This is a genomic window from Nonomuraea sp. SYSU D8015, assembly GCF_008065375.1.
In the GTDB taxonomy this organism is placed as follows: Bacteria; Actinomycetota; Actinomycetes; order Streptosporangiales; family Streptosporangiaceae; genus Nonomuraea.
Window position 1 is genome coordinate 425,970 of record NZ_VJYI01000001.1, and the last position, 12,685, is coordinate 438,654.

At 71.3% G+C, this 12,685-nt stretch carries 14 protein-coding genes; 6 read left to right on the forward strand and 8 right to left on the reverse strand.

Going from position 1 to position 12,685, the window contains the following annotated elements:
- Positions 1 to 29 precede the first annotated feature (29 nt).
- Together ID574_RS03815 and ID574_RS03820 are read left to right on the forward strand one after the other, a co-directional pair.
- Positions 30 to 1,058 (forward strand): LacI family DNA-binding transcriptional regulator, encoded by a 1,029-nt coding sequence (locus tag ID574_RS03815; RefSeq protein WP_188187333.1) that lies wholly within the window; start codon positions 30 to 32, stop codon positions 1,056 to 1,058.
- Between the two features lie 172 nt (positions 1,059 to 1,230).
- A complete protein-coding gene (locus ID574_RS03820) occupies positions 1,231 to 3,543 on the forward strand; it encodes a PQQ-dependent sugar dehydrogenase (protein WP_188187334.1) in 2,313 nt (770 codons plus the stop codon).
- A 15-nt stretch (positions 3,544 to 3,558) separates the two neighbouring features.
- On the opposite strand, the gene ID574_RS03825 is transcribed toward ID574_RS03820, so the two are convergent.
- The 6 genes from ID574_RS03825 to ID574_RS03845 form a co-directional block, all read right to left on the reverse strand.
- Entirely contained in the window at positions 3,559 to 3,981 is a 423-nt protein-coding gene (locus tag ID574_RS03825) for a hypothetical protein (RefSeq protein WP_188187335.1), read from the reverse strand.
- Positions 3,982 to 4,013: 32 nt separating this feature from the next.
- A complete protein-coding gene (locus ID574_RS03830) occupies positions 4,014 to 4,436 on the reverse strand; it encodes a hypothetical protein (RefSeq protein WP_188187336.1) in 423 nt (140 codons plus the stop codon).
- A 78-nt stretch (positions 4,437 to 4,514) separates the two neighbouring features.
- Positions 4,515 to 5,531 carry a leucine-rich repeat domain-containing protein gene (locus ID574_RS03835; RefSeq protein ID WP_188187337.1) on the reverse strand — a complete coding sequence of 339 codons (1,017 nt, stop codon included), beginning with the start codon at positions 5,529 to 5,531 and terminating at the stop codon, positions 4,515 to 4,517.
- A 56-nt stretch (positions 5,532 to 5,587) separates the two neighbouring features.
- Positions 5,588 to 5,719 (reverse strand): hypothetical protein, encoded by a 132-nt coding sequence (locus ID574_RS61460; protein WP_262495936.1) that lies wholly within the window; start codon positions 5,717 to 5,719, stop codon positions 5,588 to 5,590.
- Positions 5,720 to 6,065: 346 nt separating this feature from the next.
- Positions 6,066 to 6,764: a response regulator transcription factor gene (locus ID574_RS03840; RefSeq protein ID WP_223166506.1), complete on the reverse strand. Its 699-nt coding sequence runs from the start codon at positions 6,762 to 6,764 to the stop codon at positions 6,066 to 6,068.
- 32 nt (positions 6,765 to 6,796) lie between these two features.
- Positions 6,797 to 8,098 carry a sensor histidine kinase gene (locus tag ID574_RS03845; RefSeq protein ID WP_188187339.1) on the reverse strand — a complete coding sequence of 434 codons (1,302 nt, stop codon included), beginning with the start codon at positions 8,096 to 8,098 and terminating at the stop codon, positions 6,797 to 6,799.
- 266 nt (positions 8,099 to 8,364) lie between these two features.
- Between ID574_RS03845 and ID574_RS03850 the strand changes: the two genes are divergently transcribed.
- The 3 genes from ID574_RS03850 to ID574_RS03860 all read left to right on the forward strand — a co-directional run bounded on the left by ID574_RS03850 (position 8,365) and on the right by ID574_RS03860 (position 10,643).
- The gene (locus tag ID574_RS03850; RefSeq protein ID WP_188187340.1) at positions 8,365 to 8,757 is read left to right on the forward strand and encodes a DUF6223 family protein; all 393 of its coding nucleotides are present in this window, start codon (positions 8,365 to 8,367) and stop codon (positions 8,755 to 8,757) included.
- A 245-nt stretch (positions 8,758 to 9,002) separates the two neighbouring features.
- Positions 9,003 to 9,899, forward strand: coding sequence for a hypothetical protein (locus ID574_RS03855; protein ID WP_188187341.1), 897 nt, complete (start codon positions 9,003 to 9,005; stop codon positions 9,897 to 9,899).
- Between the two features lie 72 nt (positions 9,900 to 9,971).
- A complete protein-coding gene (locus ID574_RS03860; RefSeq protein WP_188187342.1) occupies positions 9,972 to 10,643 on the forward strand; it encodes a DsbA family oxidoreductase in 672 nt (223 codons plus the stop codon).
- Here the strand turns inward: ID574_RS03860 and ID574_RS03865 are convergent.
- Positions 10,628 to 11,497 (reverse strand): LLM class flavin-dependent oxidoreductase, encoded by an 870-nt coding sequence (locus ID574_RS03865; RefSeq protein WP_188187343.1) that lies wholly within the window; start codon positions 11,495 to 11,497, stop codon positions 10,628 to 10,630. The two genes, ID574_RS03860 and ID574_RS03865, sit on opposite strands and share 16 nt — an antisense overlap.
- A gap of 62 nt (positions 11,498 to 11,559) precedes the next feature.
- Here ID574_RS03865 and ID574_RS03870 point away from each other — a divergent pair, with 62 nt between their 5' ends.
- Positions 11,560 to 11,964 (forward strand): MarR family winged helix-turn-helix transcriptional regulator, encoded by a 405-nt coding sequence (locus tag ID574_RS03870; protein ID WP_188187344.1) that lies wholly within the window; start codon positions 11,560 to 11,562, stop codon positions 11,962 to 11,964.
- Here ID574_RS03870 and ID574_RS03875 read toward each other — a convergent pair.
- Positions 11,956 to 12,558, reverse strand: coding sequence for a thymidine kinase (locus ID574_RS03875; protein WP_188187345.1), 603 nt, complete (start codon positions 12,556 to 12,558; stop codon positions 11,956 to 11,958). The two genes, ID574_RS03870 and ID574_RS03875, sit on opposite strands and share 9 nt — an antisense overlap.
- Positions 12,559 to 12,685: the final 127 nt, after the last annotated feature.

Sequence of the window (12,685 nt, forward strand, 5' to 3'; positions counted from 1 at the left end):
GGATTCGGCCCCGGACAAGGGGGGTTCGTATGGCACATCGGCCGCCCCGCCTCGTGGACGTCGCCAAGGCCGCCGGGGTCTCGCTGGCCACCGCCTCGCGTGCCATGACGGGCAGCACGGGCGTCAGCCCGCAGGTCGCGGCCCATGTGCAGGCGGTCGCCTCCCAGGTCGGCTACGTGCCCAACAGCCACGCGCGGGCGCTGGCCGGCGGACAGGCGTCCATGATCGGGCTGATCGTGCACGACGTCGGCGATCCCTATTTCGGCGAGATCGCCAGGGGCGTGCTGCGCGGGACCGAGAGCCTCGGCTACCTGGCGCTGATCAGCCAGACCGAGCGCGACCCCGGCGCCGAGCTGGCGCGGATCCGCGCGTTGCGCGCCCACCGGGTGACCCGCATCGTGCTGGCCGGCTCCGGCTACATCGAGGCGGCGACCGAGGCCGACATCGCCGCCGAGGTGCGCTCGTACAGCGCGGCGGGCGGCCGGGTGGCCGTGATCGGCCGCCACCACCTGGCCGTGGACGCGGTGCTGCCGGACAACGCGGGCGGCGCGGCCACGCTCATGCGCCACCTGCTGGGCCTGGGCCACCGCCGGCTGGGCGTGCTGGGCGGCCCCGCCAACCTGACCACGGTCGAGGACCGGCTGTCGGGGCTGCGCACCGCGTTCGACGCGGCCGGGCTCGACTGGGGTGCGGTGCCGGTCGTGCACGGCGACTTCACCAGGGAGGGCGGCGCGGCGGCCACCGCGCGGCTCATGCGCGCGCGTCCCGACCTGACGGCCGTGGTCGCGCTGAACGACCCGATGGCGGTGGGCGCGCTGTCGTGGCTGTTGAACCACGGGCGCCGGGTGCCCGAGGAGATCTCGGTGGCCGGCTTCGACGACGTGCCGACCGCGCGCGACGTCTACCCCGCGCTCACGACGATCAGGCTGCCCATGGTCGGGATGGGCAAGCAGGCCCTGGAGCTGGTGCTCAAGCCGCCCGCCTCCCGCCCGCGGCGCCGCCGCACCAGCCACGAGCTGGTGGTCCGCGCCTCCACCGCACCGCCGCCCGTACGGTAGCCCCGCCCTCGCCCGGCACGGCGGTCCCGCCCTCGCCCGGCACGGCGGTCCCCCGCCCGCGCGGTGGCCGCGCCGCCATCGAGCTCGGGGCCCTTGACAGACCTGACTCCCGGGTTACGATCCGCTGGCGCGTAAGCGCTTTCGGAAGCGGTTGCGAACAGGGGGTTTCCCGATGACAGCCCTTCGCCACGTCACGGTCGCGCTCGTCCTCGCGATGACGGCGTTAGCCACGCCTCCCGCCTCAGCACTGGCCGAGCCGACCCCGATCGACGACCCCATCCCCGAGAAGCCCACCCCATCGGCCCTCACGCTGACGCTGGAGGAGTTCGCCTCCTTCCCGAAGACCGAGCCCATCCCGCCGCCCACCGACCAGCGGCTGGTCCGCTGGGCCAGGATCAACTACCTGGGCGAGCTGCCCGACGGCTCCGGCCGCCTGTACGTCAACGACCTCAACGGCAAGCTCTACCTCCTCGGCAAGTCCGGCGGCCAGCCACGCGAATACCTGGACGTCGGCGCCACCTTCGCACCCGACTTCATCTCCGGCCGCGGCCTCGGCAGCGGCTTCGGCTTCGCCGCCTTCCACCCGGACTTCGCCAGGAACGGCAAGTTCTACACCGTCCACACCGAGTGGGGCGACGCGCTCACCACCAAGACCCCGGACCTGCCGCCGCAGCCCGGCGTCAGGTTCCACGGCGTGATCACCGAATGGACGGCCACCGACCCGAGGGCCGGCACCTTCTCCGGCACCCGCAGGGAGATGCTGCGGCTCGGCTTCTCCGGCCAGATCCACGGCATCCAGCAGATCGACTTCAACCCGACCGCGCGCCGCGGCGACCCCGACTTCGGCCTGCTCTACATCGCGGCGGGCGACGGCGGCCGCGGCGTGAGCAGCGACGACCCGCAGAACCTGGCCGTGCCGCACGGCAAGATCCTGCGCATCGACCCGTTCGGCACGAACGGCGCCAACGGCCGTTACGGCATCCCCGCCGCCAACCCGTTCACCGGCCGGCCGGGCGCGCTGGGCGAGATCTACGCCCTCGGCATGCGCGACCCGCACCGCTTCAGCTGGGACCCGCAGGCCGGCAACCGCATGTTCCTCGGCCACATCGGCGAGCACGCCATCGAGGCGATCTACGACGTCGGCGCCGGGGACAACCTGGGCTGGAGCGAGCGCGAGGGCCCGTTCCTGTTCGACAAGGCCGACCGCTGCAACCTCTACACGCTGCCGGACAACGACGCCGAGTTCGGCTACACGTACCCGGTGGCCGCCTACGACCACGACCCGCCGCCCGGACACCCCTGCACGTCCGACAGCGGCCACGCGGTCGTCGGCGGGTTCGTCTACCGCGGGCGGCAGCTGCCGCTGCTGCGCGGCAAGTACCTGTTCGGCGACATCGTGGACGGCCAGGTGTTCTTCACCGTCGCCGCCGAGATGCGCGAGCAGACCGGTCGTCGCGCCACCATCCACAAGCCGCTCCTCGCAGACGCGACCGGCAAGCGCGTGACCATGCAGGAGCTGGCCGGCCACAACCGCGTCGACCTGCGCTTCGGCCGGGACGCGGCCGGTGAGCTGTATGTCCTGTCGAAGGCCAACGGCAAGATCTGGAAGGTCACCAAGGCCGCGTGGGCGCTGCCCGACGTGGTGCCGAGCCTGCGTGACGACGTGGTGGCGGCGTACGACTTCGAGCACCCGCTGCCCGGCGACCCCGCGCAGGAGCAGGACCAGGGCCTGTCGGGCACGAACATCGCGCTGGTCAACGGCGGCGCCGCCATGCGGGTGGCCGACCGCGCCTACCGGGGCAGCAAGAACGCGCTCCAGACCCGCCAGGTAGAGCCCGCCACGGCGGGCAACGACGACTGGAAGGCGGGGATCTACGGCGAGAACGGCGTACCGACCCTGCGGGCGTTCAACGGCGTTCAGGGCGTGACCATCATGGGCTGGTTCAAGATGCTCGGCACGGGACCGGCGCCGAACTCCAACACCGAGGACCCGGCCGACTTCTTCAACGCGATCGGCCTGGCCGGGGTGCTCAGCGGCAACTCCCAGGGCCACGACGTCAGGGCGCTGCTCGAGCTGATCACCGTGAACGGCGAGCTGCGCGTGGTGGCGCTGGCCCGGCGGGTGGACGGCAGCAGCTCGCAGACGTTCGCCGCGAACCGGCCGTGGCAGCAGATCCTGCCGAAGGACCGGTGGGTGTTCCTCGCCGCGACGTTCGACTTCGACACCGCGACGATGAAGCTCTACAGGAACGGCCGGCCGCTCGACGGCTTCAACACCGTGGCCGGCGACCCGTGGGGCGTCGAGGGCGACCCCGAGCCGGACGTCACGTCGGCGACCGACCCGAGAGGCATCAAGATCGGCGGGAGCTACCCGCAGAACACCAGGGAGCAGAACCCGTGCGACTGCCGCATGGACGGGCTGATGTTCCTGGACCGGGTGGCGTCCGCCGGCGAGATCAGAGCCCAGTACGAACGGCTGCGTTAGGAGCCGTTCCCCGGATCAGCCGACGACCCGCATCTTCCTGGTCTTGTGGTCGATCAGGTGGACGTCGCCGCCGAGCCGCTCCCTGAGCAGGTCGAGCACGGAGCGACTCGACATGACCGTCCACAGGTTGCCGACGAGGTGCGGGTCGTCCCCGGGGGCGGCCTCCATCCAGGCCTTCTTCCCGGCCTGGGTCCGGAAGGTGGTGACGAGGAACTCTCCGTCCGGGGTCTTGCAGTATCCGGTGCGGACGTCGGCCGCGTTGACCTGCATGCGGGGCTTGCAGCCGACCCTGGCGGAGAGCTGCTCGACGGTGAGGGGGGCGGCGTTGGCCTGCCCGCCCGCTGCGACGGAGCCGCCGCCGCTCCCGTGAGCCGGGGAGCAGGCGGCGACCAGCCCGGCCAGCATCGCGAGAGCGGCCAGACGTGGAAATGTCGTCATGTGCGGAGGTACGTAGTCCCGCTGAGCCGGGTTCAGTTCGGCTTGGGCGTCTGCGAGACCCGGTGGTCGGTCAGGTGGAGGTCGCCGTTGAGCGTCGGCTTCAGCACCTCCAGCACCTCGAGCGGCCCCAGGACGGTCCAGCGGGGCCCGACCAGGTGGGGGTTGTACTCGGGCGCCCGGTCCATCCACTCGTCCTTGAGCTTCTCGGTCTTGAACGTGTTGACGAAGAACGCGCCTTCTCGGGTCTTGCAGTACGCGGTGCGCAGGTCATCGGCGTCGACCTGCATCTTCGGCTTGCAGCCGACCTTGGCGGAGATCTGCTCAATGGTGAGGGCAGTGGCCTGTGGGACGTTCCCCGCCGCGGCGTAGTCGCTGTCCTTCCCGATGCTCTGGGAACAACCAGTGACCAGCCCGGCCAGCAGCGCGAAAGCGGCCAGACGTGGAAATGTCGTCATGTGCGGAGGTACGCAGGGTCCGGGGACGCGGTTCAGCATCAGGCCGTCCCAGTTCATCGGACACCTTTCTGGGGCGGATCAGCGCAGGACGACGCAACCGCGCGCGGCCAGCCTCCCGAGCACGCCCGGATCACCGTCGAGCTTGTTCCACCGCAGGTCGAGCTTGTCCAGGGCGGGCAGCTCGGCCAGACTCTCCGGCAGCTCACGCAGCCGGTTGTTACGCAGGTCGAGGTGGGTGAGGCCGGGCGGCATGGCGTCCGGCAGGGCGCGCAGGTGGTTGTTGCGCAGATCCAGGACGCGCAGCTCGCCGAGTCCGGCGATCGAGGCGGGCAGCCGCGTCAGCCGGTTGCCCTGGAGATGCAGCTCGCGCAGCCGCGCCAGGCCGCCGACCGACTCGGGGAGCGACTCGAGCCGGTTGTTGTAGAGCCGCAGCTCCACCAGCGCGGCCATGGCGCCGATCGTGTCCGGGAGGCGGGTGAGGCGGTTGTCGGTGAGGTTGAGGTACGCGAGCCGGTCCAGCCGGCCGATCGCCTCCGGCACCTCGGTGAACAGGTTGTCGCTCAGGTAGAGGTAGTCGGTGAGGCGCAGGTCGCCGATCTCCGGCGGGATCTCGGTGAGCCGGTTGTGGCCGAGATCGAGCATGCGCAGCCGCGTCAGCCCGCCGACGGCGGCCGGGATCTCGGTCAGCGTGTTCTCGGCCAGGTTGAGCGATTCGAGCCCCGTCAGCTTCCACAGCGATCCGGGCACTTCGGTCAGCCCGTTGCCGCCGACGGCCAGGTGCCGCAGCGTGGCGGGCAGCCGGTCGGGGAGCGCGGGGATGCGGTTGCCGTACAGGAAGAGCGTCTCCAGGTGCGGCGGGCACTCCGGGAAGTCCGTGAGCCGGTTGCCGTCGAGGTGTAGCACGCGAAGTGCGGTGAGCCCGGACAGATCGGGCAACGCACGCAGGCCGTTGCCGTCGAGCCGCAGCTCCTCCAGGGAAGTGAGCCCGCCCACCCAGCCGGGCACCTCGCCGATCTCGTTCCAGGCCAGATCGACCACCCGGACGTCGTCGGGAACGGCGGGGAAGACGCTGAGTCCGGCATCAGGCGCACGCATGGCGCCGATCATCCCACGCCCGCCCCCGCCATGCGGGCGCCCGAACATCGCCCCGATCACACCTCGACCCCTGCCACCGCCGACGCGCACCACCCGCTCCGGCCCTCCGGCAACACCCTGGCCACCGTCACGCGCCACCACGCCACCGCCCGGCCGCTCGACACCCCCTGCCGCCCCACCTCTGGCATTCCTCGTCCGTGGAGACCAATCAGGCGAGCGGGCCATGGTGGCCCCGCCCCGAACCCGGGACCACGTTGGGGTACCGCCGGACCAGCTCGCGCAGCATCGTCTCCGTGTCCACCTGCGGGGCCGGGGCGGAGTCGACGACCGCTGTCTGAGCTGCTGCCGCTGCTCTTCGGAGCAACGCCATCCCCTTGCGGATCAGCTCGTGGACGGACTGCTTCTTGATGCCGAGGACGCGGGTGATCTCGCCGAGCGTGTAGGAGCCGCCCTCGTTCGCGGCGCAGACAGCCCAGGCCGGCGCACGCGGCCGCCACGGCGGGCGCCCAAGGTGTTCGACAACGAGATGATCATCTACGTCCGGTCGTCGCGCGAGCGTGGCCTGGCCGTGTCCGGCATGGCAGGGCTGACCAGTCCTGTCTGGTAAGCGATGACCACCAGTTGCGCACGGTCGCGCGCACCCAGTTTCGCCATCGCGCGGCTGACGTGGGTACGCGCGGTGGCCGGGCTGAGAAACAACTGGGCACCGATCTCGTGGTTGCTCAGTCCCTGCCCCACCAAGGCCAGCACCTCGCGCTCGCGCTCAGTCAGCACCGCGAGCCGATCCTCCGCGGCCCGGGCAGCTGTTCGTCGCGCGGTGAACTGGCCGATAAGGCGTCGGGTGACCCGCGGCGCGAGCAGCGCCTCTCCGGCGGCGACCACCCGGATGGCATGCAAGAGCTCGGCCGGCCCGGCATCCTTGAGCAGGAAGCCGCCGGCGCCGGCCTGCAAGGCGTCGAAGACGTTCTCGTCGGTGTCATAGGTGGTGAGGATGAGGACCCGGACCTGCTCCAACCCGCGCGTCCCGGCGATCTGGGCGGTGGCTTGAATACCGTCCAGCTTGGGCATGCGGATGTCCATGAGGACGACGTCGGGGCGGGTGGCGCGGGCCCGCTCGACGGCTTCGGCGCCATTGGTGGCCTCTCCCACCACCGTGATGTCGTCCTCGAGATCGAGCAGGACCTTGAACCCGGAGCGCACGAGCCCCTCATCGTCGGCGAGCAGCACCCTGATCGGAGCGTCGGCCGACGGCGACCCGGCCGCGTTCACAGGCGCGACCCGCTCGGCGCGAGGGGCAGCCGTGCCCTGACCTCGAACCCGCCGCCCGGAAGCGGCCCGGCGTCGAGCTCTCCGCCCAGCAGCCGGCAGCGCTCGCGCATGCCGAGGATCCCGCGGCCGGTCTTGGCCGAGCTGTCCGTGCTGCCCGTGCTGCTTGTGCTGTCCGTGCTGCTTGTGCTGTCCGTGCCGGTCGGATGCCGGGCCGGTAGGGGCGGACTCGCGGGGTCGTCACGTGAGGCGGCACGGCGGCCCTCATCGGTCACGCGGATCTCCAAGACCTCGATTCCGGGGTTGAGCGCCACCGTCACCCGAGTCGGGCCGACGTGGCGGATCACGTTGGTGATCGATTCCTGAACGATTCGGTAGGCGGCACTGCCCACCGCGCTCGGCAACGGCGCCGCGGGGGAGCTCTCCTCGAGCTCGATGTCGAGCCCGGCCTCGCGCGCCTTGGCGGCCAGCTCGTCGATCTGCCCCAGGCCGGGGTACGGCACGCGCCCGTCGGTGTCGTCACCGTCGTCGTCACGCAGGACCCCGAGGATGGCCCGCATCTCCCGCAGGGCCCGGGAACTGGTCTGCTCGATGGCCCGCAGCGCCTCGCGCGCCACTTCCGGCCGTTTGTCGAGCACGTGCGCGGTGACACCGGACTGGACGTTGATGATCGCTATGGCGTGGGCGACGGTGTCGTGGACCTCGCGCGCGATCCGCAGCCGTTCGGCGTCGACCCGCGCCCGCGCCTCCTCCTCACGAGTCCGCTCGGCCAGCTCAGCGCGCTGCTGAGCCTGGGCCGCGATGACCTGCCGGGATCGGACGGACTCGCCGAGGGCCGCGCTCATGACCGACGCACCGATCCGGAAGAACACCCAGCCGATGGCGGCGGGTGGCTCGATGCCGGCCGCGGCGACCAGCCAGCCGACGGCGAGCACCGTGGTGCCCACGGCGGCGATCACCAGCGACCGGCGCCCGTCACCGTAGGCGGTCACGGTGTACAGGGCGACGAAGAGCCCGAGCCAACCGGGCCCGTCCGGGAAGTCGAAGCCGTAGTAGACCAGGCTGGCGAGCGCCGTGGTGACGAACACCGGCACCGGCCACCGGCGGCGGACGGCAACGACCACACCACTCACGACCAGCAGGACATATCCCAGGTATCCCAGGTCGGTGAGGGGTCGCTCCACCTCCTCGCCGGCATTGCGGACTATCGTGCCCTGAACCTGCATCACGGTGATGAAGAGCGCGAGCAACACATCCTGCGCCGGCACCGGCAGACGCAACGACGCGGCGCGGTCATCCATGCCGCGATCCTACGGTTCCCGCGCGCGAGAACACTCCGCCCAGACGCGCGACCGGCTACGACGACGGGCGTACCCGGACATGAGTCGGCTACGCAGAACTGCGTAGAGGCTGCCGTCCGCTGTCGGAGGCCGCAGCTGCCTCGACGGCGCGACGATCGGTTCCGTGAAGCCCCCTGGCGCTCGTCACCGGAGCCTCGGCCGGCATAGGCCGAGTCCCCGCGATGTACACGCTGCGGGCGCCCGTCATTCGACCGAAAGGATCCTCAATGTCCGTCCTGTTTGCGCTTGCCGCACAGGCGGCCTCGCCAGTCTGTACGACGCCGGCAGAATGCGCAGGCCAGGGTGTCGATACTTTCCTCGGGACCCCTGAGCGAATCTGGGCCAGTGTGGCCGCACTGGTGGCGCTGGGCGGCGTGGTCATTGGCTGGCTGGCGCTGCGCTCGGTCCGTCGTCTCGGCAACGGCGGGAGGAGAGGAGCCATCGTGGCCCTGGTGGCGGGGCTGACGGGTGGGCTCAACGGCGCGGTGAAGCTGGCTGTCGCCGACGGTGGTCTCGGCACCGGCAATGGAGTGTTCGGGGCGGCCGTGGCCCTGGCAATGGGGCTGGTCGGCACGGTCCTCGGCGGGCTGGCTGTGGCCCGCTCCCGCCGCACCGCCTGATCCGGGCCCCGCACCGGGCCAGACCTTGCTCCGCAACGGCGAACGATCATGAGCGTCAGTTCGAACCCGCCGTCCCCTGTCGGCTGCGACTCCTCCGATGCGCACAGAGTCAGCGACCGTCGCTGACGCGTGCCGGCCCGGAGTGGGCATCGTTGGCCCACCACCCAGGCGGTCAACGGGTGGGGGAGCAGGGCGGTGGTAGACGGGCTCTCGCGGAAAAGGATCTCCAGGCGTAGCGTGGCGGTATGCGGCAGGCACACGCGGAAGACGCACGGACCGAAGCCAGGCGGATCGTACGCAACCTGCTGGGCGAGGAGCGTCCGACCGCCGACACCCTGATCGCGGACGTACGCCCCGTGCTCGGCGACGACCGGACCGACCGCACGCTCGCACTGGCCCTCGGCGCCTCGCTCACCAGGCGCTCCGCCGAGCTGGCCGCGATCGCCGCGCTGCTGGTCGGCACCCGGGAGCTCGGCGCGGAGTGGTGGAGCCGGCCCAGGGGCGGCAAGCTGCCGCCGCCCGACGAGGTGGTGCGTACGGCCGTCGCGATCGAGCCATGGACCGATCTGACCGCGCTGGAGATGCTCGCCGCGTGGATCTCCGACGACGCCGCCGACCAGCTGTGGGGCCGGCCCGTGGCGGAGGTCGACCTCAACTCCTGGCAGGCCGAGGACCGCTTCGACCTGCCGCAGGGGGTGAAGCCCGGGCAGCGGCTGGTGGTCCACTTCGACGCGGGCGGGCGGCTCGACGCGGTCGTCACCCGGCGGCCCGACGAGGATCTCGGCTCCAACCTGGACTTCCACTCCCTGCGATACTCACGGCCCGCCGAGGCGCAGTGGAGCTGGGGCGTGGCGGCCGGGCTCGGCCCGCACCGGCTGCCGGGGGAGCACCCCGACCCGTACGCCCGCGAGGTGTCCGCCGACGCCGCGGGCATCCTGCGCGCCTGGGCGATCCGCCACGGCGCCACCCGGGATCAGCTCGGCGAGCGCTGGCAGACGGTCGGTGACGTGGTGGCCGCCATCGAGCGGGTGGACTGGATGTGGCGCAGCGGCGAGTGGTTCGGCTGGTGGCGCGGCGCGTCGGCGCTGGTGGACGACTCGGCGTACCTTCCGTACCGGCTGGAGGAGCTCGCCGCCGGCTGACGACCGCGCCGACCTGCGGAACCGGCCGCCGCCTGAGGAATCCCCGGCGGTGGCCCGGGGTTGTGCTTGGTCATGAAGGTTGAGATTTTCTCCGACGTCGCGTGCCCCTGGTGCTACATCGGGCACGTCAGGTTCGCCAGGGCCGCCGAGCGGTTCCGGGCCAAGGGCGGCACGATCGAGGTGACGATGCGCCCCTACCAGCTCAATCCCGACGCCCCGGCGGAGGGTGAGCCGCTGATCTCGTATCTGGAGCGCAAGTTCGGGCCGGACGCCCGGCAGATGGTCCAGCGGGTCACCGGCATCGCCGCCGCCGACGGCCTGGAGATGCACCAGGACAGGGCCGTGAGCGCCAACACGTTCGAGGCGCATCGCCTCATCGAGGTGGCCACCCTCCAGGGGCTCGGCGGCGAGATGGCCGAGCGGCTGTTCCGTGCGTACTTCAGCGAGGGACTGAACGTGGCCGACGCGGACGTGCTGGCCAAGCTGGCGGCCGAGGTCGGGGTACGGGACTCCGGCGAGGGCGCCGAGGAGGTGCGCGAGCAGCTCGGCAGGGCGCGGGCGCTCGGGATCACCGGCGTGCCGCTGTTCCTGTTCGAAGGCCAGTACGCGGTGTCGGGCGCACAGCCCGAGGACACCTTCGCGGCCGCCATCGACGAGGTGGCCGAGCGTACCGGGCAGACGCCGATCACCCAGCTGGCCGCCCCCGCGGACGGCTGCGACGAGGACGGTTACTGCGCGATCTGATCGATGATCTCCTCGGCCGCCCAGGTGGCCGCGCCGTCGGGGAAGGGCGGCAGCAGGTTGATCACGATGTGCGTGATGCCGAGGTCCAGGAGCCGCCGGATCTCCGTACGGGCCGCCGCCGGCTCGTCGTACGAGACCATGATCTGCGTGGAGCGCACGATCTCGGCCGGGTCGCGCCCGATCTCCGCGCATCGCGCGTCCAGCGCCTTGGACCGCTCGGCGATGAACTCCAGCGAATTGTGCGGTGGTCCGGGGACGTTCCAGAGGTCGGCATGCCGTGCCACCACGCCGAGGGTCCTGTCGCCCCATCCGCCGATCAGCAGCGGCGGGCGGCGGGCCGGCTTGGGCTCGCAAACGGCGTCGCGCAGCCGGTGGTAGCGCCCGTCGAAGTCGAACCGGACCTCCGTCCACAGCCGCTTGATGATGGCGCAGGCCTCGTCCAGCCGGGCCACGCCCTCGCCGGGTGAGACGACGGGCAGCCCGTACGCGTTGTACTCCCGGGGGACGTGGACGTCGCCCGGCTGCCGCGTGCCGCCGACCCCGAGGCCGAGCACGAGCCGTCCCGGCGCGATCGCGTCCACGGTGGCCGCCATCTTCGCCAGCAGGGCGGGAGGCCTGGTCATGTTGCTCGTCACCAGGTGCCCGAAGGCGATGCGCTCCGTCCGCGCCGCCAGCGCCGCCAGCATCGTCCATCCTTCGTGGATGTCGCCGTCCGCCGGGCCGAACAGCGGCACCAGGTGGTCCCAGAGCCAGATGTGCTCGATGGCCGGGATGGAGTCGGCCTCCTGCCAGACGCGCAGCAACTCGCCGTAGGTGACGCGGACGGGGACGGTCTTGATCCCGAAACTCGGCATTGTGAATCAGCTCCACTGATTATCAGTAACACTGATGATTACCGTAGTGCGAGAATGGGCACGTGTCGAGACGTCGCCTGGGTTACCTGCTCAAGCACGCGTCGCTGCGGCTGGCGGAGGTGACGGGGCCGGCGCTGGAGCCGTACGGCATCGACGGCCGCGAGCTCGCCGTGCTCACCACACTCGACACCGCTGAGCCGCTGTCGCAGCAGGAGGCGGCCCAGCGGCTGGGCATCGACCGCACCACGATGGTCGCCATGATCGACGCCCTCGAGGCCAAGAAGCTCGTCGCCCGCCGGCCGCACCCCGGCGACCGGCGCAAGAACGCCGTCGAGCTGACCGAGCGCGGGCACGACACGCTGCGCGCCGCCGTGCCCGCCGTGGAGGAGGCGGAGGAGCGTTTCCTCGCCTCCCTCTCGGGCGAGGAGGCCCGCCTGCTCAGAGACGTACTGAGCCGCCTAGTGTGACCTCGTCACGGGCGCGCCGCCCTCGCCGAGCTGGCCGGAGCGGTGGTGGCGGCGGCAGAGCACCTGGTAGCGCACGGGCGAGGCGTCGGTGTCGCCGATCACGACCTGCTCGCCGGTCCGCGCCATCACCCCGCCCACGACCCTCGCGTTGAGCTGACCCGGCCGTCCGCACCAGCACAGCACCTCGACCTGCAGCCGGCACACCTCGTCGGCCAGCTCGAACAGCCGCTGCGCCGCCGGGAACATCACGGAGCGGAAGTCGGAGGCCAGGCCGAACGCGTACACGTCCACACCGTGCTCGTCCACCAGGTCGGCGAGCTGCTCGATCTGCTCTACCGTGTAGAAGCACGCCTCGTCGCAGATCAGGTAGTCCACCCGGTCGCGCGCCGCCGTCACCAGGCTGACGAGGTCGAGCGAGTCGTCCACCTCGATGGCCTCCAGCCCGAGCCCGATCCGGCTGGTGATCTTGGGTCCGCCCGACCGGTCGTGCTTGGTCAGCACCAGGCCCCGCCGTCCCTGCCGCCGGTGGTTGTAGTTCATCTGAAGCGCCAGGGTGGACTTCCCGCAATCCATGGGGCCGAAGTAGAACTTCATTACGGCATCCCTGGCACCAGACGGCACAGCAGACAAGGCAGACGATTCAGTCACGGGCCGCCAGCTTAGTGGCTTGGCTTGTTCTAGGACCTCGTGGGACATTTTCCCCCTGAGGTTTTGGAGGAAC